Raw genomic sequence first — 21,524 nt, 5'->3', positions numbered from 1 at the left:
GATAGCGCATCCACGAATGATGTGGGGTTCATAATGGAAGATCCTCGATGGTCAACGAGCGCGTTTGTATATCAAGCTTCAACAACCCGCGACGATTTTCTTGCAGAAAACGGAAAGCGTGATTGCCTTGCAGGATCGCTTCCTCCCAAAGCCATAATGGCGCCTTCTCGACTTCGTAGCCGCGCACAAACTGTCTCACGTTCTTGAGAAACGTTATGCTCAAATCGCCGGATTTCTGGCCGTGAAAAAAATCAAAGTCCTTTGCGATCCCAAAGACGTAGGTTGCCAATCCCTCTTCGATCAATCCGGCCCTAGCGCCATCCTGCCCCTCGTCAACGTTGGCCTGGCTCTTTCTCTTGCGTTTAAACAATGCCCGGGTAACGGGAGACCACCCTAGAACGGCGGCGTAGGCGTAATGGAAGACATCATGAAACCGATAGTCATCTGGTTTCATGATGTTGTCCGTAAGCCGGTCCCCGATGAATATGCCATTGCAACGCTGCAAGACGTAGCTCTTCCCTCCGTCGACCGGACGTTCATAAATCTTGACCTCCAACTCTCTTGGAAGTTGCTCGTCCTCCGGGAAGTCGTCATCGTGTAGTGGCGGATAACTTCGTTCTATCGGCCACCGGTCATCTGCCTTAATCAGATTCTCGCGGGCAGCGGTCTCGAGCGTCACTCCCGCCTCGTTCGCAGTCTCCACCAGAAGTGAGAAGACGGCGGCCAAATCAGATTGGAGGCTCCCGGAATTCGGTGGCTTGCCATCAACGATCCCCGAGGCCAGTCCACCAGTTGCGGCCGCGAGCCGCAACAACGTCTTTTCGAAGCGAGCGGTAGGGCTATTTAGGGGAAGGACATGCTGCGGCTGGAACCCCAAGAAAAATCCGTTTCCGTGGCCGGGGAACGCTTCATTGGCAACATCGGACAAAATTATACCCGCGTGCTCTGCGATAATGGCCAAATACCACAATGCATCGCCCAACTCTTCAAGAACCGTATTCTCGTAATTGACGTAAGCGGCCGAGTCCCGTTGTTTCTTCTTTAGTTCACTCAGTAAGCTGCCGACTTCCCCGACCAAGCCAAGGACAGGTAGGTCAAAATCGTTGCCTTTGTCTTTGGTCTTGTCGGTGCGCTTTGCCTGCTTCTGATACTCGTCCAGCCCAAGCGATGACGTCGCGTCCACATGTAGCCCCCCGTTACGGAAATTTTTGCGTTGTCCTTTTCCGCAAGCTCAGCCACTCAAATGGCGGACCCTGGTATCCCGTGACGTCTAGCGATCTGATCCATGCCACAAAATCTTGGACAAGCTCAAAGTCGTCGAACTTGGAGCGGCCAATGCCAGTGCAAACAAGGTTACGACCATCTGCGTCGCGCAGCGCTTCGGGGATTTTGGGGCCAGAACCTCCGAAATAGACAAAGTCGCCACTGATCAAGACCCGATTTACGGCAGTATCAATCTCCACATGTTCGCGGTGGAGTGTGCCATCCGCATCGCTGTGAAACGAGTCCCTCTGCCCCCAGGGGCTGGCGGCACTTTCTCTGAAATAGATATTGTCACCGCAGCTCTGCTTCCGGCTTCCGAGCCGAAATGGTTTTTTGCCCTCAAATCTTAGGTCAGCGTCATATTGGTCGAAACTCATCGCCTCGGTGACACACATGGCGAACACCATATACCCGCCACGATTGACCGCCACGTTGCCGCTTCCGGAGCCGAGTATCCAGTCCCCAATTTTCGCATGCTTCCGGATATCTGGCTTGCATGTCGCCAGGCTACAAAAGCCGTAAAACGGGTTCGGCGCAAAACCGCTATCGTAGCGAACGACGTAAGAATGAATTGCCATTTTGGATTTCCTAGCAGGGGTGACGCTTCAGGGTGACCGGTGGCGTCGGAGTGCCATCAGGCTTTTCCCATTCGTCCTTCTCATCCACGATCGCATCGACGATAGAATTGCCGTGCCACCCGACCATTGCGTCCCCGTATTCTTTCAGGGCCCAAGGCAGTTCGCAGTCCTCCGCGCCCTCTTCCCAGACGCCCACGATACGCTTGTCCATCTTGGCCGCGTATTCGATTTCCCAGTTGACCCAGTCGCTGTCCTTGGTTTTCTCGGAAACGTATACCAGCATGGTCCCCGCCCACTGGATCTGGGGAGCGAGAATCTCGCTCTTGATGTATTCTGGGCTCTTCGCGTCGTTCGAATTGCTCGAGTTGATAGAAGAGTCGCGAATGTCCATCCCGTTCTCAGCCAGGATGTCCTTCAGTTTCCCAAGACCTTTGTCGTCCTCATGGATATGGCTGATGAAAACGTTCTTTACGTGTTTGACCATCGATATCGACTCGCGGGTTGAATATCCGCAAGCATCACACAACCGTCAGCAACAGCAAGGGATAGTTGCGATCAAAACGATTTTGGATTTGATATTCACACGTTATCCGATAAGCAAGAGATTATGAAGTGCTGATGGGTGGCCCATATAACCGACCCCGGATGCTCGACGTTGAGAATCTCATCTGCTGATTTACCTCTCCATTTCCAAACCATCGAAACAGAGTGGAGTTTACTTCAATGACCGGCGTTCCGAAGGGCAACACTTGGCGCGGACACTTATCAAAGTGGGCCGAAGAGCCAAACGGATTGTTCGGAGAGGATTTTTTCGCTCGGTACGGCGACCGCCTGTGGGACCCTACAGTTGCCGACCAAAAGGCCGCACACTCTTTCCACGTCGAACTCATATCGCGGATCGCGACACAGCCATTGGGATATAGCGAGGGGATTGAGGACAGTGCCCTGACGAGCATTTTCGATCTCTTCGCGATTGCCAGGAGTCTGTCAAAGGCGCGAGCGGACTGCAAAACGTTTGAGGTAATCGTCTGGCACATATTCAATTCGTTCGTTCGCCCATTCACCGCGAAATGGCACCCCAAAAGCCAATCTGGGGAACTGCATGCTTTAGACAGTAGCGACATCTTCCGCGCTGAACTCGAGCAAGTGCAATCGCGACTTGTGGCGCTTGATAGTATCTTGAACGGTATGACGCAGCAAGACGGTTATGGCTTGCAATCGCTTGAGCGGCCTGCAAACAAATTAATCGGTGACGAGATGTCGGGAGATGTGAAGTGGCGCCCTATGGGCGAACCAAGTAGCACGACCGATCGAGAGGGCCGATTAACCTGCGAAAACATCCTGCTGGCAAATTTGAGTAATGAAGAGCGGACACAGGTTGAAGAACGAAGGAAATTTTATGCGGTCAAACGCGCGGGAGAGTGCGATTGGGCCTCCGGAATAGCTTTGTCTGGTGGCGGTATCCGTAGCGCTACTTTTGCCATGGGCGTACTGGTATCGCTATCGCGGCGGAATCTACTTCGCCAGTTCGACTATCTTTCCACCGTATCCGGCGGCGGCTACGCGGGATCCTTTCTGACCCAACTCTTGGGGAGCACTTCGAACACAGATTTCAGCTTGGCCAGTCACCATCTGCCTTTCCGACGCGACGAAAACGAGTCACTGGTTCTACAACGAATACGACAGGGTGCCAGTTATCTTTCTGCGTCAGCCGGGGAACGGCTTGTGGTAGCGCTCGCGCAGATCCAAGGCGTACTTATAAACCTTTTTCTTATGTTGACGGCTATATCAACAATTGCTTACGGCGAATTGAGGCTTAGACGCGCCCTTCCCGATTATCTCGCCAATGCTTTTGTCTTGCCATTCGTCATCTTTGGTTCCGCGCTCCTCCTCGGCGCAATTTTCCGTCGATCGTTCAACTTGTCATTGGGTGGGGTAAAGCGCTGGATGACCACTTTCGGCGTGATCTCCATTCTGCCCTTGATCTGGTCCATCTTGGGCGCCCTACACCAGCTGTCGTTTAAGTTGACGATCGGTTTGTCAAATGTTCATCTTGCTGAAATAGGAACCGCATGCCTCGGTCTAATTGTTGTTGCAACTGTCCTTGCATTTTCATTCAGCCCGATCAAACCGTTACTACTTTTGGGGATTACGACGGGACTGGTCATCCTCGCCGAGGCACTCGCCTATCAGATTTTCTGCAAATCGGATCTTTGGATGGGGTTCGGTGTTCTTTCATGCAGCCTGGGGCTGGCCCTGATCCTTTGGTTTTTTCTCGATGTAAACTCGACATCGCTGCATGACTATTATCGCAAAAAGCTGGCAGCGTCTTTCCTGGTCAATACATCGCTGAAGGAAGCGGTTCCAATCAAGCTCAGCGAATTCGATGCCACCCGTGCAATGTTTCCCATCATAAACTGCGCTCTGAACGTTCCCGGCTCCAAGAACCCAAAAATGCGAGGTCGCCACTCGGACCTTTTTTCGTTCACGCCCGTGTCTGCGGGGGCAAATCTCATCGGCCAGTCCCGGATGAGTGACTGGGAAAACGCAAACACAGAGCTCAACCTCGCCACAGCGATGGCGCTCTCTGGCGCTGCCGTATCTCCACTAATGGGCCTCAATACAACGCGTTTCGGAAGCTTTTGGCTGACACTCCTAAATATCAGGCTGGGAGCCTGGTTGCGCGAGCCGAGTTTGAAAAAGGTAGCACCAGCATTTCCGAATGTGAGCTATCTATTTAAGGAACTGGCGGCGACCGCGACAGAAGAGGATCCGTTCCTCCAAATATCCGACGGCGGCCACATCGAGAATCTTGGGGTCTACGAACTTCTACGCCGTCGCTGCCGTTTCATTGTCGCGGTAGATGGCGAACACGATGGAAAAATGACATTTCACGCGCTGACGAACCTGCAGCGCCTCGCTTATATCGACTTCGGTATCGTTATTGACGCCAACCTTGCAGACCTCCGGCTTGGGGAAACAGGTCTGAGCCGATCACACTTTCGCTTTTGCAGAATCCGCTATCCCGCCGACAAAGACAGAACAGGAGAGGAAATCGGATACCTCATCTACCTAAAGCTTTCACTGACCGGCAACGAGGGCGAATTCATCCGACGCTACAAACTGGACGAACCTTCGTTTCCGCACCAGTCGACCGCAAACCAGTTCTTCACGGAAGTCCAATTCGAGGCTTATCGCGCCCTTGGTGAACATGTAGGCGACAAAATGTTTTTGTCTGCTCTAACCGGGTTCACGGATAACTCAAATACGGACTTGGAAACGTGGTTCAAGGCGCTGGGCAACAGTTTCCTGGATCCGCTTGTGCAGTTCGCTCCTGTCGATTTAGGGAAAGACGAGGTGGTCAGCCCTTAGCAACATCAATGATCGCTCAAAGCAAGTCTAATGGCCTCTCGATCGTTGCTGCGCCGATAATCTTCTTGTCAAGAAGACTATTTAACGCCGTCGCAAATGAATAAAGCTTTGCATCTTTTACGGCCCCTGTATAACTGAGCTCTACCTTGGAAGGATCTATGTCGAAATCCGTTACTGCACTCCGTTCCAAAAGATTTGGAGGCAGATAGATATGAAGACACTCGATCGGAGATGTCGTTCCGCTTGCTTTCTCGAAGGTTCCAGCGGGACATACTTCAAAGGCCTTTCGAAGGCAGCCGCCATGTCAATATGCGCGGTGAACGGCGTGCATCTATCTGGTGTGAGCTCCGCATGGGCGGCCTTTCTTGTCGCAACCGCTTCACTAATCAAGTCCGGAGGGCGTATGGCTTTCGTTGTGCCAGCCGAGATCGGGCACGCCCCCTACGCTGTTCCGGTCCTCGAATTTCTTTTGAACAGCTTCTCCAACGTTCATGTCATCGCTGTTCGAGAGAAGCTGTTCCCGCGCCTGTCAGAGGACTGCTGGCTTCTTTATTGCGAGGATCGCAACGGTCGTAGTCGTGAAATCCATTTCTCCAAGATCGATAGCTTTGTGCCGTCTGTCGCGCCGCCCGCCTCAGACGAATCCATCGACTGGGCCGATCTGAAGACCAGCTGGACAGGACGATTGCGGCCATTTCTTTTGCCTAGAGAAGCCAGAAGCGCCTACTTGGCGACCGCTCGGCGTCCAGATACCGTCCGACTGGGTGATTTCGCCAAAGTCGGAATTGGCTATATCACCGGCGACAATGATTTCTTTCACCTGTCGCCTTCCGAGATTCAGCGGCATCAGATCCCGCCGGAGATGCTGACGCCAACTGTGCGACGTGGTCGATGTCTCAAAAGCGAAGTCATTGATCATCAAACGGTAAGGTCGTGGGAAGCTGCGGACGAAGCATGCTATCTCCTGAAGCTTCCGCCAGCACACGAGCTGCCCGATAATATTTCCCGTTATCTCGACAGCGAACGTGGGCGCGAAGCTCGACAGCGATACAAGTGTCGGATCCGACCGTTTTGGTACTCTGTGCCCAGTATCACGCGGCCGGACTATTTCCTGCAATGCATGTCTGGATCGGTTGTGAAATTGGCGAGGAACGACGCCGGTGCCGCTTGCACGAACAGCATCCTTGCAATGCATATCACCGACCGGATCAAAGCAAGCAGCGCGATTCCACGATGGTCGTCAGTCCTGACGAAGCTGAGCTGTGAACTTGACGGCCATCCGCTGGGCGGCGGGATGTTGAAACTCGAACCGCGCGAGGCGGCAAGACTGCTGTTTGCACCGAGTGATGCGTCCCATGAGCTTTTCGAAGCGGCGATCGGCGTCATGAAACTCTGGAGACACGTTTCGTCCGAAACCGATTAGCGAGCAGGACAGCTCGAACAGCACGGCGACCGCTGAGTTTAAGTAGCCATGCCGACGCAAACTTGTGCTCGCCCGAAATCCAAGCCGAGTACCTCGGATCAGGCTGCCGCTCATACTGACGGGCCGGAAAAAATTCTGCGACTCCATTGATCCGGTCGAACGGCCAAATGTCGCTGTTAGCTAATCGGACGCAAGGAAAAGCTAAGGAGCGCTTTTCTGCACGCCCAGCACATCCTCTTTGACGAGGATCACAAGCTCGCGCCGAGAGAAATCGGCGACGGCAAGCAATACCTCCGCTCTCACCCAGCCCTGCTCCTGAGCCTGTGACAGGAACGACTGAAACGCCTCTCTGATTGCCGCCTGACACTCGTCACTTCGATCAACACTCATGTCAGAATGGGTTGGTGCTGCGATTTCTATCGGTTTCAAAAGCACCCCTCTCTGCACGAAGATGTGCGGACATCTCATAGTCAAGAAGCCAGCATTATTAGCCAGGAGTCAACGGGGATCGGGGTGCCCTCTGAATACTCATCCTAGCCACCATCAGACTTCCGACAAATCGCCCCAACACCGGGCGGCGGATAAAGCAAAAACCGCGTCCCCGCACTCTCGATCCCTTGCGCGAGACATTTTCAGTCTAAATCCTCTTCCGGTAGATCTGCCCTAAGCATGTTGAAAACGTGAACAAATCCTAGCTTGAATATTATAGAATACGCGTGGGGGACAACAGACCGTAGACCCGGAACTCAACGAGAATATCGCCGTAGTTTCGACAGCTACCCATCTTTATGCAATCGATAATGCGCCTTCCACTTATCGTAGTCCTGACGGACCGCTTTGTCAGCCAGAGTACAAGCCTCAAGGAGCCATTCCGGTTTCTTACTTGTTAAGTCGGCTTCAATCTCAGACGAGGCGCCAGACGTTGCGGCATGGATGGAAGCGAGATCGGCGCCCATCGCCTTTAACAAACCTAAATTGAAGGCCCGTGCATTTAGCGATGCCAAATCGATCTTATTTGAATCCGACGCTATGCGTCTAATTAGATAACCGTCATGGCTTTTTAAAAACGGGTCGGGCGCTCTGTAAGTTCCCCTGGCAAGAGTAATAAACAGACGTGCATGGTCTCCTTGGTCTGATGCCCAGGCCCACGCGGAGGGCACAATCGCTTTACACTCGCGAACAATTAGGCCGCCCTGCCATCTCCCAAAGGCAACGAAACGCGGTCGCCCGAGCGATCCCCCACCCCTCTGACGGCTGGCGAAACGAAGATTGCTCGTCCCCACTGGCATCTCGGCTATCAAACCAGCCAACGCTTGGGGAGGAGGTGTAGCCTCGTGTTTGTCTAAGAGTTCCAGTAGAGACTGTTCGAAGGCATTTTTCTGCGAGATGGGTCTCTTCAGCAAAGGCTCCATCCATGGCACCTCATCATTGATTAGGCGAGCCGTCGGTTTTTGCAGCCCAGCGGTATAGCCTTTAAGCAATGCCCCTAATTGGTTCGGCAGTTGATTTGGTAGATCTTTTGCTAACGACAGACTGGTCGCCATTCTAACCAGGTCGAACGTATATGGAAGCTCCGCTGCCTCGTCGAAGTCATTGACTCCCCACACCAATCGCCCCTCCGCGTCCCTCCATGTACCCCAGTTTTCGAAATGGGCGTCGCCCACCGACAAAGTTTTTGGACCGGCGTTTTCGGGAGCGACAAACTCGTTGATCTTGCGAGCAAAGCGAAAACAGGTAGACCGGAAAAACATCAAGGGATCATCGGCCATCCGCTTATGCTTTTTCTTTAGACCGCGCTCCACAACATCGCAGTGTTTCCGCAGCCAGAGCTCATACCTGTTCACGTCACTGATCACGGACATAGCGGCACATTTCTCCTTGGGAAAAACGAGTATGTTCTGGACCGAACTCTAGATCTTGCTCGAAAAGCGTCATCTGGCACAATGGAGCGTGATGGAGTCGAGAGCCGTCGAGGGGACGAGTCATCAGCCGGATGTTGACGTCTGTCGCTTGATAAGCGCCCAGTCCGCAGCTATGTCGTCCGGGTAAACGTTAAGCGCCACGGACGGCATCTTGTCCGGATTGTTGTAGAGGGCCATCAAATTTTCCTCCTTTAGCGAACTTCCTGATCCAATGTTACCGTCCCCGCCTCCGAGTTCCCAAGCCGCCTGCCAGATAGCTGCGAGATAGCGCGTTCCACGCGCCATGCAGGTGACTGTTTTATCACCAAACGTGACCCACATTGCCTCTGCTTTTTCAGCCTTAGAGCTGCCGATCAAATCGACCCACTTGCTGACAATGGTTCTCGGAGCAATCTCGTTCTGAGTTGCGGAGACGAGATCAATAATTGCCTTCGATGCATCGTAGCCCGACCTGATTGGACTGATAGTTTCGGCGGCAACAGTGGGCAACGCGTTGATCCTGTCTTTTAGAGCATTAGCCAGGTTCTTTTGCTGATAGCCGAACGCAATCATGTCGTCCTCGTATCCACCGTGAACGCCATCGGCTTGCATCTTCTTGCCTGGAGAGCGGGGACGGTCGACCAATTGATCTGGATCGCCTTGCGAGAGATAAGATGTATGCAACGGCTGACAGGCATCGCCCACGTAGTGGATCAGAACGCCTCCCGCGCAAAGGAAAAGATCGGCATCGGATGCTTTCGCGGCAGCGACCATGATGTCGAAAAGCTGGTGCACACGGAAGGGCAAGGCGCCCCAGTGATTGCTCCTCCCATGACCGACGGCGTCATCCCAAGCGTCAAATCTTGGCTTCAACTCGGCGAAATAATCGACCCACACCGTCGGCTTCAGGTATTGGTCTGGATTGTCCTTATTCAACTGTAGAAACAGCTGCCCTTTGTAATTTAGGTCCAGGTCCGCGAAGTGGTTCGGATTATCGTTTTGACCTCTGGACCCGGGTCCAGGCTTCCGACGTTTTTTACCGCCGTTCGGTGCATCGACAAAGGTGAAGTTGACATTGCTCTTCCATACATTATCGGGAACGTCAGCAAGCGGAACAAATTGCGGCTCGGCGCCTCCATCCACCAATACCTTGGGGTCGTTTTTCAAGGCTTGGCTCGGGGTCAGCGACAGCAAGTCGATATTGTTAGCGATAAAGGTTCGGAGCTTTGACGAATGAAGCGAATCCGTCGGCAAGGTCAACGCCCGTCCGATCGCGTAGTGGCCCACCCATCCCCAAATGTATCGCTGATCAGCGTTCAAATCGGCGACGAATTCCATGTTGAGCCGGTCCAAAGCAGGACTGAGCGCGGTCGCCAGGGCGTATGGATGCGAGGTAGATTTGCCTTCCTGCAAGAACTCCTCTTTTCCCCACAGCTGCGCAAACGGATAGTACACCGGAAGCTTCCCCTTGGACTCCTCGTTTCCAACTTCATCTTCAAAATGCTCGATAAAGAGAAGGGTTCCAGAATCCCCGTGATGGACCGCCAGCGCCTCTTTTTGGTGCTTACGCTTTACTCCGATTGTCTCTGGACCAATGAGGAAGTCGCTGACGTATTCTGACCCACCAAGAGATCGGTAGCGATAAAACAGTGCATGAATTTCGGCGCGAATTGGGCCACTCACCCCTCCCACCCCGACGACCTTCATGGTTATCAGCTTCAGCGTGAAGCTATTGTCATATAAATCAAGAAGTGAACCAACCGTCCCGATCCCAGGCGTCTGGGATTTCCACTGGGAGATATCGTCAATGTCAACCAATCCGACGTCGAGCTGCAAAGACTGATTGTGGGAGGTGAAATTGGGATAGACCTCGCCAAATGGGACGCGTGACAGTCCTGCCGAAGATGTCGAACCGATAATTGGATCGCGGTGCCCTTGGAGCGCCTTAATCTTTGTTCCGGCCGCCCCAGTCACATGTCGATTTGTGACTACGTAGTAGCGTTCGCCATTGGTCACAATCGCCCCAGCCGTTCCGAAACGCGTAAGACCTTGGCCGTCGCTGTTGACCAGTATGCTTCCGGGGCACAGAAGATTGCGAGGCGGCAAGAAAGCTGGATTTGACGCTTCGCCACGAGCGGAAGTATCGCGACGGGCTTCTACAACGCAAACGGGGACGGATCGTCCATCGGGAAGATACAGCGTCTTCGGGACCATATCGGAGGGATCTTCTTTAGCGAGTTCCGCCTCAAACTCCCATTTGGAAACGAACACGTACACACAGGGCCAAGAGTACGGTCGAACCTCAGAGTTGGCCAACGTCCTCTTCGTGTCCTTGTTACTGCTTTTGGGCTCGGGCTTAGGGTTGTCTTCGCTGGGCCAAGGATCACGCGATCTTATCCTGTACAGGCCAACGGCCGTCGCCACGACATTCTTCTTGTTCATCAAGTGGTAATGGAAAAGGTCTCGGGCATCGAGCAGGTCTTTGAGCGACAGCGACGCGAACGTCGAACTGGATTTAAACAATGAATCCACACCACCACTCCCCAATGGCCAGGGTTTTCTTCTATCACGAGATGCGTCATTGGTGATATAGCTAAGTTGCAATTACGCGACAGAAACACCAGAAAGGGTTGCGCGTTGATAGCTGGGCGACTTTTTGGATCAGCGACAGACATCACGTCGCTTACCAAACTAGCCGTGACCTGCCATCCTGTTGAACAAATGTGCGGACACGCTTTCATGCACTCATTGTTCCGGAACAGCTGGGTTCTTTTTCACCGCCCTCGGTTCAGACAAAGCCGTCCGAAACGAGCAAGGTCTCTTGGCGTCATACATATATGAAAGGCTACATGCGCCGAATGGGGTCCGCTGAGGCAGGGCACCATCTCACGGCCAAGATCCTGCATGCTTACCAGGCCCGCGAAGGAACCGTCGAATAAAACCTGGCCCAACACAGCGCACCCGATCGAAGCTATGCTGGCTGTCAGCGTGATCTCGGACGCACCCCGCGGTGGGCCATGGGAACGCTGAGGGAGGTACCACGGGAATTTAGGATCCCGTTGAACCTCTTCGATTCCGACTTCCACCGTACGGCCGTATGCCCGGCTTCGAGACTTAAGTGTTGCGTCGTTCCGTCCTTGATGGTGAAATCCACGTCACATGGTCGCTCGGATCCGGCCTCAAGGCGTGCGTACCTGTTTCGCGGGTGGAATTTGAGAACAAGAGTTGTGTAAGCTGCCACTGAAGCTGAGGCGAAGGTTCGCTAGCTCTGCCTGTTCCAACTGTCCATGAGCATCACATTAGCGCGTGCAAATGCTAGTCGGGCATCAACGCAGGGGGTCACCAGCTCTTTAAGGACTGGCATGCGCATCGGACCGACTAGCTTTAACGATTAACCACCAGAGCAGCCAAAAGATCAATTCCAAGATTTGGGGGGTCAGTGTTCGCATCAGTGCCGATATTACCAAGCGGCCTGACCCATCCTGCCAACAATAAGGGCGCTCACTTTTGGAGGGAGCACCCTTATTGCCGACGACATTTAACTCAAGGGGCGGCACACACCTTCATTTGTCGTAGCCTGTCATTTCCAGGTAACCGACGCCGGAAGAACTACCTTTGAATGAGATAGGCCCCTCCCAATATGGCGTGGACGTCGTCATCCATGACTGATCGTTTAAGGGTTGCGTGGTGATATCCAGTGATTTGTCTGGAATCTGGATGTGCCATGCCACCGGTATCTTTATGCCGTTGACCATTGCATTTCGGACGGGTTCCATTTGAACGGCATTGCTAGGAAGCGGCGTAGTTCGCCCATCGGCGGCAATCCAGGTCGCCGAAATATATCCTTCCTTGTCATCACGGAGCCGGAACGCCATGAGCTTCTCGCCCCTATCAAAATGCAACGAGAACCAGTCCCATCCAGTCTGATTTGCGGCAAGTGGCTGCGAAGACCATTCCCGGTCAAGCCAGGCCTTCCCACTAACTTTGACGTCTGTCCCGTTGATCTTCAGGGCGCCCGAAGCCTGGTAAAAAGGTTGCGAGTAATAGTAGCTCGCCTGACCATCTGCAGATTTGACGGAGAACCCGCGATCTCCCTGCAGCACGAGCGGGCCGGTCGCGTTCAAGTTCAGCCTGTACCTAAAGTCTGGCCCGGCAGCGTTGAGCGAGATATTTTCCAGAGCGTCAGATCCGGCATTCTCAGCCCCCTTGATCTGCCAATCATCTATCCAAGCCTGAAAAGGCGCGGCCACTACATTGGCCTGGCCGACGCCTCCACGGGCCAAACGCTCCGCTACGTATTGGTGGCTGTCAGTAGTAACCGCCGCATGGCCGATCCATATCTGCGGATCCGCAAAACCCTCACGATCGCCAGGAGCCACCGCAGATCGAAACAATGTCCACTGCGCTCCATATCGCTTTCCATCGTCGCCCGTAAGATTTGCCGTCACATACCACCATTCGATCCTGTAATCGGGATGAGCACCGTGATCGCTGGGAAATGACAAAGGGTGGTCGCGCTGAGGCACTGCAAAGCCTTGTGCTTCCGACCCCATGCCTGCAAATCCCTGTGAGAAGGCACTCATCCCGGGAAAGGTCAACGCTAAACCCATTAGGGCCAAAACATAGCGCCTAGCGTTCATTCGCGAAGATCCCAAGCAAGTCCGCAGGGTTGATTGAGGCCAGGCGCCTGACAGGAACCAGCACTGACAGGATAGCGGCAACCAGGGCGATCGCCCCCAGCCACAGCCAGTCGAGCGGAAAGATCATCATTGGTAGCCGCCACCCAAAAGCTTCGACGTTGACGATTTCCAACAGCACCCACGCGAGCGTGAGACCCAAAGGTATCGCGGCCGCGAATGTTGCGAACCAAAGGGCTAGGGTCCTCAAAATCTCGAGCAGCGCGAGATCACGTCGTCGGACGCCCATCGCCCAGACCGGCGCAAGCTGGGGAAGCCGAATTCCAGAGAGTGTGAGAAGACTGGCAAACATGGCAAAGCCAGCCACGGTGAGGGTAAGAACATTCAATGCGCCCGTCACCTTGAAAGTCTGCTCGAAAACGGATCTGGACTGCTGTTTGAGAGAGGCCTGATCGACGATCGCCGTTTCCGGCAGCCCGAACTGATCGACCAACTCTCGCCTCAGCGCCCCTGTTTGCGAAGGCGGAATGCGAATGCCATAACGAAGCTTTGAAACATCGGGGTAATGTTCAACAAGAGCGTTCAGTCCGACGATTACCTGCCCCTTTGGATTGCCATAGTCCGAGTAGATCCCGACCACGACGGCTTGCCATCCTCCCGGCATCGCGATGGTTTCTCCGGGCTTTGCCGCGCCGCGCCGCCACATCTGTTCGTTGATCAGAGCGCCCTGCCCTACCGCAACTTTATTCCAGGCGTCGTTGTCGGCGACGATCAATGGCCAGTGATCTCTGTAGGTCGGATCGTCAGCAACGCCGAAGATCTGCAGCTGTTCACCGAGCACTTCACCGTCAACGTTCCAGATTGGTAACACAGCCGTTGAATGATGCGGGAGCCATTCCCGCAGACGTTTTGCCTCATCTTCGTCTTTGGCCGTCACATAGAGCTCCGCGGCCAATCGTTGATCCAGCCAACCGATAAAGGTCAGTCGAAAGCTTGAGACCATTGTGCCGACACCGATATTGGCGGACAGCGCCAATAGTAGCGCCATCAGAGCAAGTGAGAGCCCTGGCAGCTGCAGTCGCGTGTCCGCCCAAAACCACTGTGTCATCACGCTGCTCGACGTCCGTTCCGCCAAAAAAAGGCTGATAGCGAGAATACCGGGTAGCGCCAGAGCGGCGCCAAGGAACAAGCATCCAAGAGTAGCAAAGCCCGTGAGGAGGTCAGTTCCAGCCACAGCCAGAGCGACCGCGAGCCCGAGAAGCACGGCTCCCGTTCCGGCTTGGTAGATAAGCGCCGTGACCGACGCCCTTACCCAAGCCCTTGGCTGCGCCGCCGCCAATATCGGCAACTTCCACACCCGAGACAAACTTTGCGTCGATGATACGGCTGTGCCCCCGAGAGCGATACCCAGTCCTGCCAACCACCACTCCGGCCGCAGCGACACCGAGCCTGATACACTGGCGCCGTACAGACCTCTGAGCGTAGAAGCCACCCCCGGCATGAGCGCAGAAGCGACAAGGTAGCCTAAGACGACGCCAATCAATCCCGACACAAGTGCCAAGCAGGCAAGTTCGATAACCAGCATCGCAGTCAGCGTATGAAGAGAAACCCCCACGGAGCGAAGTGTCCGAAAGGTCCCTCGTCTTTGTTCGAACGAAAGACCGGTGGCAGAATAGACGATGAATAGCCCAACGACAAAGGACAGGAAACCAAATGCCGTGAGGTTGAGATGAAAGCTATCTGTGAGACGAGTAATGTCCGGACGATCGGTGTTTTCGTGCAGTGCGAGATCCGGTGCAATCTTATCGAGCGGCTCTAGTCCTGCTGCTTGTTCTGACGCCGCCACGAGACGGCTCAACTTGCCATGCGCGTCGAGCAGGCGGTCGGCGATGGAAATATCGACGAACGCCGCATCATCGGGCATCTTCTCCGAAATCTTGAGTGCCATATCGGTGACCCCGCGCATCTTGTCGGCGGTCGCTTCCGAAACAACCAGCTCGCCGCTGCCGGAAATGAAGCTGGACAAGTCGGAGCCGTTCGCGATCGAAAAGCCTTGCCCGTCTCCTGGCATCGTCAACGGGTCGACCCCGATAAGTCGTAACCGCGTGCTACCGAACTTGAGCACACCCTCGATTACCGGCGATACATTCCACCCCGCTCGGCGCAGCCTGCCGTAGGTCTCAATAGAAATTCCGCCGCCATCCTTCGCCATGATCTGCCGAAGGGCGCCCTGCTCCAAGACGGATGCTGCCCGCGCGTAGCTTGCTCGTGCTTCCGCATTGATAGCTTGGACCCCTGACCATAGCGCCGTCGCTAGAGCGATGCCCGTAACCAGGGTGAGAAGCTGCACCGGCTTCCGACGCCAATGGGACAGGAGCGCTAAAAAAGCCACCAATCTCATTCGGCGATTCTTCCACCACGAAGGACGACCTTTCGATCTAGTCGATCTGCCAGCCTTGACGAGTGTGTCACGAGTAGCAATGCCGAACCGGCGCTTCCTGCCAACGAAAGCATCAGATCGAGGACAGCGTCGCCGGTAGCTTCATCCAGGTTCCCCGTCGGCTCGTCAGCCAGAACAAGCGGCGGTCGCGCTGCCAAGGTACGGCCGATTGCAACGCGCTGTTGCTGCCCCCCGGAAAGTTGCTCTGGGTACCGCGCCAGAAAATCTTCCAAGCCGAGCCGTTCTATCAAGCGTTTCTCCCACGCGGGATCGTACCTGTCAGCAAGTTTAGCATGGAACGAAACGTTGGCGGCGACGCTCAATGAAGGGATCAGGTTGAAATGCTGAAATACAAGGCCGACCTCGGTACGGCGGTAGTTCGCTCGTTCGCGCTCCCCGAACCGCTCGAGTTTCTGGCCATTCATGATGATTGAACCTGCATCCGGTTGGTCTAGCCCGCCCGCTAGATGAAGGAGGGTACTTTTCCCACTGCCCGACTCTCCAGTGAGCGCTACGCTTTCGCCTGCGGCCACGTCGAGATCGATATCCTTTAAGATTTCGATGGTACCCTCGGCACTGGAATATGATTTCCGAACGCCGGATAGCGATAAAATCATACTGTTGCTCTGGGTGACGGTGAATTCAGCTGAAGGGTGGCGAAGGAACATAACTACAATGTGACGCATGATAAAGGCGATAGTCACATGCCTGGTCATCGTGGCATGTGCCACCCTATCTTGGCAGACGAAGCGGGCGACGCCTTTGACACGATCGCCGGAACGGCTTCCGACAGCGAAAGGCGGCGAAGACACCAGGAAGACGGCGTAGGCGCGTGAGCCACGAAGCCGTTCAGCACACGGAGAAAGCCCGTCCGGTGCGGAAATCCTGGCTCTTCCTAATTTCTATAGATTCCGGAATTTCGGAGCTATCGTAACCTATTGTTTCGACATGTGAAACGGCGGGGCTGAATCGAGAAATCCACTAACTTTTGAACGCAATCCACTAACTTTTCACACAAATTCGTTGACGCGGCGACAAATGAGATATTTCGAAATTCGAAATACTTCGCGGGAATTGTTGAGTGAAAAGAAGGTCCATTTCGATGACTGGAAAATATCGGGACGCTTATCGGAGAAGCGGACTTAATTGTATGGCCCCTCCGAATAATGATCCGTTTCATCCGTCGCTGTTCGGCCTGCCCGAACTGTCACGGTTCAGGCACCCCCGGTGCCAACCGTCCAACGACTGCACGACGGGTCAACGCAGATTCCTGCTAGAACGCCGCAAGCCACGCACGAAGTGAAGCTTTGTCCATTGCTCCGGCTCGCTGTCCCACAACTGCGCCCTTAGTAAAGGTCATAAGCATCGGGATGCTTTTGATTTGAAACCTTGCCGAAAGAGCTCGCTCGGCCTCGGTATCTACTCGCAAAAATCTCCAGCCAGGCTCCATCTCTCCACTTAGGGCCGCGAAGATTGGTTCTATCATCTTGCACGGGCCGCACCATGCTGCCCAAAAATCGACAACCACCGGAATGTCATTGCTCTGAATGTGCTTATTGAACGCACGCTCGTTGACGGCAAATGGATGACCTTCAAACAGCTTTTTGTGGCAGTGCCCGCACTTGGCGCTCAGAGAATCGCGATCTGACGACATACGATTTAGGGTCAGACAGTGAGGACACACGATGTTGGCAGCGATTGACACGTTCATCTCATCATTTTTGAGCAAACCTTGCTGGTCTTCCACCCTGTGACCACCATCAGATTTCGGCAGCAATAAGTTTTTCGATCGACATGGAATCGTCTTATCTATCGGACCTTTACAGAACGCTACCTTCGTGAAGGGTAAGCCGCCCCATCATTGCGCTCAACCATACATAGGTGCTTCTCGTCCCATCCTTAGGTACCAGTAGTTCGCACAGCGCATTCCCTGGAGTGAAACCCCTCAGATGTAGGTCGAGGCTGACGCGGTTACCTAACGCACGCAACCGCCGAACGGACAGGCAAAGCAGTTCAAGATTTGCCTTTTGAGCAAAACGCCGAGCCTTATGTTGCGCATGGCGAAAGCCAGCTTCAGCGAGCTCATGGCTGACGGGTACGGCAGTCTCCTGAACACTTGTTGCAGATACAACGTTGTCTAATTCACGACAACAAGCGATGGTCGGCAACGACCTTCATCTCTGACCGGGCTTCGCTTTCAAAACTGCCGTTGCCGCCGATCAGCGGCCGTCCGGCTCAACTGCCTCCTCCAACCATTTTAAGAATGTCCGCCAAGCTAGCAGATAAGCTCACCTTGCTTACTAACCGGGCAATCAAGGCCTCCTTGGGACGTAGTTTCATGCCAAGCCGGATTGCTTTCCCCCGCTCGGTGATTTCTGCGCTATATTCGACGTCGGCGACGATACCTCGGTCTCTAAATGAGCCGATAATATTGGCCACATCTGTGAGACCGCTGACCAATTCGTTGTCGGTGAGAATGTGGCCCTCTTGCTCGGCAATTTTCAACCCTTCAGTGATCAGCTGCTCGCTGCCTAGTCCATTGTCGATCAATCCGAGAGCGACCGTATCGGTAGGCGGATAGAAGTACTGATAGACGTCTAGACCCTGTAACCTGGCTCGCACATCATCAATTCGTTTCCCGCTTAGGAATAGCTCCCAATCGTCGCCGTCTAGTTCATAGGTCGGAAATGGACATATTCCTTGAGAACGGTCGGCAGCGAGATTGTCGATATTAGTCAATCGGTTGAGAGCGTTTAATGCGGTCTGAAGAGATAAGGCGGGGCCACCTCCGCCGATATTTTGCCAATCAAGTTCGGTAATTTGATCGAAAGCGCTCAGAATATGAGTTCGAATTGGCAATCCGCTCCGTGCAATGTTGGACATGATTGCTTCAAGCTGGGGCCCATACCTGCTCGAAAGCGCCTCACCCCCTTTTTCACCTTGTGCGCTAAGGCTTCCGATCTCGATAACTTTTTGGATATCTATGTCGCCGGTAGGAGTTGTGAATAGTGTGCGAGCAGCATGGGCCAAATCGACCGCTATTGGCCTGGTCAGGAGGACCTTTGCTCGTGGCATTGTGGCTTGTATATCAACTCGCATCAGAGCCGCAATGCGGGGGTTGTGCTCAGCGGATACCACGATCACGCGATCGGTCTTATCATCGACTCCAATCGCCTGAACGCTGTGGGTCAGGCCGCTTTGACCCTGGATCTCTTGACCCTCGCGAAGCTCCACTCCGAGTGCAGAGCAAAAGGATTTCCAGATCGCACGGGTTTCTGTTTCGATGCGTTTATTGTCCATCAGATACCCAATCAAGAAGTGGCTTTAATTTGAATATACCTTGCAAAGGAGATCGGGAAGTCAGCTGAGTCCCGAGGAGTATGTCGTGCAATACATTCCCACAGTGAGAACGTTAGATGGCATTGTTAGCCCCTGGCGGTGATAGGTCCCCGAAAAACTGACGCATCACCAAATGATGTTGCGTATTTGATCATTAGGTTTAGTACCGCATGTCTATTTTCCGCGCTAGATTGAACAGTCGTGTCCCACCATCGGAAGCCCGCATCGACATGCAAGACAAGCTCATTTCGCCAGCCACGCGGTTTGGCAGACCGACGCAGACCCCAACCGAGTGGTGCGAGTTAAATGAGAGACAGAGTGGCGTCGAGCTTTCCGGATGCGCAGTCGGCGCGATGGCCAAGAAAACACTGAGGATCGACTATTCGATCATGTGCGATGCGGTATATGCTTGTCTGTGCAACGATTGAGGATGCGAAATTGAGTGACGTCAAACTGACCTTTGCCGAGAGAGCGATTTTAGCAAACCAGTTTCAAATCTTGGAGAAGGTCGATCAGTCCCACGCGGTCGACTACGAACAAGCACGAGAGATCGTCGAAAAGGGCTATGAGTTTCTGTACGAAACGATCAACGCGGCAATAAGCACGGCATCTGTGCCTCACGAATCAAGTGAGGAAGTCTATAATATTCTCGACATGTTTCGGGCCGCGGAACTGTCCGCCAGCCGCGCAGGGACGACCAGCGAGGAGCTCTCACTTGCTTTTGAAGGCTTCGATGGTAATAACGAGGATCACCACTTTGGCTTTGCGTATTTCGTGCGCAGGCGGCAGGGCAAGTGGAGCGAACTTTCCCGACATCCGGACAACTCTCACGCTGTGATGTTGCCTCGATATCGTCAGATGCTGGAAATGTGGCATTCCTTCGGAAAGCCACACGAGATGAGCGAAGAACAGCTCGAGTTGTTAGCTGCTAAGCGCTAACAGCTGGCCAAACGGGTTTCCTGCGACGGCGCCCAGTCCGTCTGTATCAAATTGAGCCTTCGCATTCACCTCCTCGGTCATCACAACGCTTGCGGTTGATATGGCGGGGTTAATTGGGGAGGCGAGTGCGACTTATCGGCACGTCAAGTACGCATAGCGACCTACACCCTTGTATGGTTCCAGCATGGCACCCCCGGGCGTAGACTTATAAACACCAACCGGGCTTCCTGAAGTCCAATGGCGTTTTGCATCTTCTTGGACAGAATTAGGAAAAGCCGCATGAACATTGATCTTTCAGGAAAAACAGCATTGATTACCGGCTCAACGAGTGGCATCGGGTTCGCGGTGGCGCAGGGGCTGCAGGCAGCCGGTGCTCAAGTCGTCATTAACGGGCGTACTCCCCAAAATGTTACGGAAGGCCTCGCTCGACTTGGGGGTACAGCTCGGGGCATTGCCGCGGACTTGTCGACCTCAGTCGGGTGCAAAACGCTCACCGATCATGAAAAGGACGTCGATATCCTCGTGAGCAACCTCGGAATATTTCAACCGGTTGATTTCTTTGAGACCGACGACGCTGTCTGGGATCTTCACTGGCAAATTAATGTGATGGCCGGTGTTCGACTGGCCCGAGCCTATCTGCCGAAGATGGCGGCAAAGAAATGGGGGCGTCTTATCCTTCTGGGTTCTGAGTCGGCGTTCAATATCCCGGCCGACATGATCCACTACGGCGTCACGAAGACGGCGGATGTCTCATTGGCGCGTGGACTGGCAAAGCGGATGGCTGGGACTGGAGTAACCGTGAATTCGGTCCTACCGGGGCCAACCCTTTCTGAGGGGGTCGCCCAAATGCTAAAGCAGGAGGTGGATGCCGGTAAAACTCTGGAACAAGCAGGGATCGATTTTGTGAAGCTTCACCGACCGTCATCGATATTGCAACGCCCGACGTCTGTCGAAGAAGTTGCGAACATGATCATCTACGTTGCATCCGAGCAAGCGTCAGGAACGACGGGCGCAGCTCTTCGTGTAGATGGCGGCGTTATCGATTCGCTTATCTAACCCCATCGGTCAAAGTCGACGCTTACCGCGTAGCGACAGCCAATAATAGCGCTGTCGCTACTGGATCGTTGTTGCCACGGGAGCAGATATCGGCAGCGGCAGGTTGTTCTGCGGACTGCTGTCGCCGAAAATGAGGCCGCGGCCCTTGGGTCAACCACGGCCGCCTCAGTTTTCGATAACCCTAACCTGTTTTTAGACTGCAGGCTTTTCGGTAGCCTTTGATCGGCTTCTAACGGGAGGCTGGTCCTGTTTCGCGTCGATTCCCCCCAGACTTCTCAAGAACGATAGTGGCTGGGTTTGGAAGGTAATCTAGTGAAGAACCGGCCGCGGCATCCACCCCCAAACCAATGATGATGCACGCGATCAGGACATTTCCAGCCATTCCGGCAGCCCTACTGCCACCGACTTTCGTGCCGACTTCGTGACTTCAGTATTCATATCCTGGCGCGTCGGCAAATGCGGTAGACTTGTCCTTGCGTTTGACCTCGAAGGTGCATGGCGAACGCGGGCAATACTGTCCAGGGGACGTTCTTATGGTTGCGTCTTTCCGAAAAGACTTTCGGTCGTGCCTCGCGT

Annotated in this window: 15 protein-coding genes; 4 read left to right on the top strand and 11 right to left on the bottom strand. The window is 54.1% G+C overall.

The annotated features are described in order from the left end of the window. Window positions 1-28 precede the first annotated feature (28 nt). Genes CPY51_RS30520 through CPY51_RS30510 form a run of 3 tightly spaced genes read right to left on the bottom strand, consistent with a single transcriptional unit; the run spans window position 29 to window position 2,325 of the window. The gene (locus CPY51_RS30520) at window positions 29-1,183 is read right to left on the bottom strand and encodes a nucleoside triphosphate pyrophosphohydrolase family protein (protein WP_111164105.1); all 1,155 of its coding nucleotides are present in this window, start codon (window positions 1,181-1,183) and stop codon (window positions 29-31) included. Window positions 1,184-1,196: 13 nt separating this feature from the next. Beyond that, on the bottom strand, window positions 1,197-1,841 hold the full coding sequence (locus CPY51_RS30515) for an Nmad2 family putative nucleotide modification protein (RefSeq protein WP_111164104.1): 645 nt from the start codon (window positions 1,839-1,841) through the stop codon (window positions 1,197-1,199). Between the two features lie 10 nt (window positions 1,842-1,851). Next, window positions 1,852-2,325, bottom strand: coding sequence for a TIR domain-containing protein (locus tag CPY51_RS30510; protein WP_111164103.1), 474 nt, complete (start codon window positions 2,323-2,325; stop codon window positions 1,852-1,854). A 239-nt stretch (window positions 2,326-2,564) separates the two neighbouring features. Between CPY51_RS30510 and CPY51_RS30505 the strand changes: the two genes are divergently transcribed. Next, the gene (locus CPY51_RS30505; RefSeq protein WP_111164102.1) at window positions 2,565-5,213 is read left to right on the top strand and encodes a patatin-like phospholipase domain-containing protein; all 2,649 of its coding nucleotides are present in this window, start codon (window positions 2,565-2,567) and stop codon (window positions 5,211-5,213) included. A 211-nt stretch (window positions 5,214-5,424) separates the two neighbouring features. Next, window positions 5,425-6,636: an SAM-dependent DNA methyltransferase gene (locus CPY51_RS30500; RefSeq protein ID WP_146260211.1), complete on the top strand. Its 1,212-nt coding sequence runs from the start codon at window positions 5,425-5,427 to the stop codon at window positions 6,634-6,636. A 201-nt stretch (window positions 6,637-6,837) separates the two neighbouring features. On the opposite strand, the gene CPY51_RS30495 is transcribed toward CPY51_RS30500, so the two are convergent. From CPY51_RS30495 to CPY51_RS30455, 8 genes are all read right to left on the bottom strand, one after another. Next, window positions 6,838-7,065 (bottom strand): hypothetical protein, encoded by a 228-nt coding sequence (locus CPY51_RS30495; RefSeq protein ID WP_146260210.1) that lies wholly within the window; start codon window positions 7,063-7,065, stop codon window positions 6,838-6,840. A gap of 347 nt (window positions 7,066-7,412) precedes the next feature. Further along, a complete protein-coding gene (locus CPY51_RS30490; RefSeq protein ID WP_111164099.1) occupies window positions 7,413-8,498 on the bottom strand; it encodes a DUF2252 family protein in 1,086 nt (361 codons plus the stop codon). Window positions 8,499-8,621: 123 nt separating this feature from the next. After that, window positions 8,622-11,069: a phospholipase C/P1 nuclease family protein gene (locus CPY51_RS30485; RefSeq protein WP_111164098.1), complete on the bottom strand. Its 2,448-nt coding sequence runs from the start codon at window positions 11,067-11,069 to the stop codon at window positions 8,622-8,624. Window positions 11,070-12,100: 1,031 nt separating this feature from the next. Then, window positions 12,101-13,147, bottom strand: a complete 1,047-nt coding sequence (locus tag CPY51_RS30475) for a lipocalin-like domain-containing protein (protein WP_244598844.1) — start codon at window positions 13,145-13,147, stop codon at window positions 12,101-12,103. A 19-nt stretch (window positions 13,148-13,166) separates the two neighbouring features. Then, window positions 13,167-15,575: an FtsX-like permease family protein gene (locus CPY51_RS30470; RefSeq protein WP_111164095.1), complete on the bottom strand. Its 2,409-nt coding sequence runs from the start codon at window positions 15,573-15,575 to the stop codon at window positions 13,167-13,169. Continuing rightward, complete coding sequence (locus tag CPY51_RS30465) at window positions 15,572-16,231, bottom strand: ABC transporter ATP-binding protein (protein ID WP_111164139.1); 660 nt, start codon at window positions 16,229-16,231, stop codon at window positions 15,572-15,574. The genes CPY51_RS30470 and CPY51_RS30465 overlap by 4 nt, the downstream gene beginning before the upstream one ends. A gap of 656 nt (window positions 16,232-16,887) precedes the next feature. Beyond that, entirely contained in the window at window positions 16,888-17,391 is a 504-nt protein-coding gene (gene trxC / locus CPY51_RS30460; protein ID WP_244598839.1) for a thioredoxin TrxC, read from the bottom strand. A 458-nt stretch (window positions 17,392-17,849) separates the two neighbouring features. Beyond that, window positions 17,850-18,914 carry a hypothetical protein gene (locus CPY51_RS30455; protein WP_146260209.1) on the bottom strand — a complete coding sequence of 355 codons (1,065 nt, stop codon included), beginning with the start codon at window positions 18,912-18,914 and terminating at the stop codon, window positions 17,850-17,852. 477 nt (window positions 18,915-19,391) lie between these two features. Here CPY51_RS30455 and CPY51_RS30450 point away from each other — a divergent pair, with 477 nt between their 5' ends. Together CPY51_RS30450 and CPY51_RS30445 are read left to right on the top strand one after the other, a co-directional pair. After that, window positions 19,392-19,892, top strand: a complete 501-nt coding sequence (locus CPY51_RS30450; RefSeq protein ID WP_195909660.1) for a YfbU family protein — start codon at window positions 19,392-19,394, stop codon at window positions 19,890-19,892. A 279-nt stretch (window positions 19,893-20,171) separates the two neighbouring features. Then, the gene (locus tag CPY51_RS30445; RefSeq protein WP_111164092.1) at window positions 20,172-20,948 is read left to right on the top strand and encodes an SDR family NAD(P)-dependent oxidoreductase; all 777 of its coding nucleotides are present in this window, start codon (window positions 20,172-20,174) and stop codon (window positions 20,946-20,948) included. Window positions 20,949-21,524 lie beyond the last annotated feature (576 nt).

It is taken from the genome of Arminella tubonensis, from assembly GCF_003240585.1.
GTDB classification, from domain to species: Bacteria; Pseudomonadota; Alphaproteobacteria; order Rhizobiales; family Rhizobiaceae; genus Rhizobium; species Rhizobium tubonense.
The sequence above is the reverse complement of the archived record's forward strand: the minus strand, read 5'-3'. Positions and strand labels throughout refer to the sequence as shown.

Bases quoted from the DNA above. Each gene is read 5' to 3' on its own strand.
- CPY51_RS30510 (WP_111164103.1), bottom strand. From the start codon at position 2,325: ATGGTCAAACACGTAAAGAACGTTTTCATCAGCCATATCCATGAGGAC.
- CPY51_RS30470 (WP_111164095.1), bottom strand. From the start codon at position 15,575: ATGAGATTGGTGGCTTTTTTAGCGCTCCTGTCCCATTGGCGTCGGAAG.
- CPY51_RS30475 (WP_244598844.1), bottom strand. From the start codon at position 13,147: ATGGGTTTAGCGTTGACCTTTCCCGGGATGAGTGCCTTCTCACAGGGA.
- CPY51_RS30505 (WP_111164102.1), top strand. From the start codon at position 2,565: ATGACCGGCGTTCCGAAGGGCAACACTTGGCGCGGACACTTATCAAAG.
- CPY51_RS30500 (WP_146260211.1), top strand. From the start codon at position 5,425: ATGAAGACACTCGATCGGAGATGTCGTTCCGCTTGCTTTCTCGAAGGT.
- CPY51_RS30455 (WP_146260209.1), bottom strand. From the start codon at position 18,914: ATGGACAATAAACGCATCGAAACAGAAACCCGTGCGATCTGGAAATCC.
- CPY51_RS30515 (WP_111164104.1), bottom strand. From the start codon at position 1,841: ATGGCAATTCATTCTTACGTCGTTCGCTACGATAGCGGTTTTGCGCCG.
- CPY51_RS30465 (WP_111164139.1), bottom strand. From the start codon at position 16,231: ATGATTTTATCGCTATCCGGCGTTCGGAAATCATATTCCAGTGCCGAG.
- CPY51_RS30445 (WP_111164092.1), top strand. From the start codon at position 20,172: ATGAACATTGATCTTTCAGGAAAAACAGCATTGATTACCGGCTCAACG.
- CPY51_RS30490 (WP_111164099.1), bottom strand. From the start codon at position 8,498: ATGTCCGTGATCAGTGACGTGAACAGGTATGAGCTCTGGCTGCGGAAA.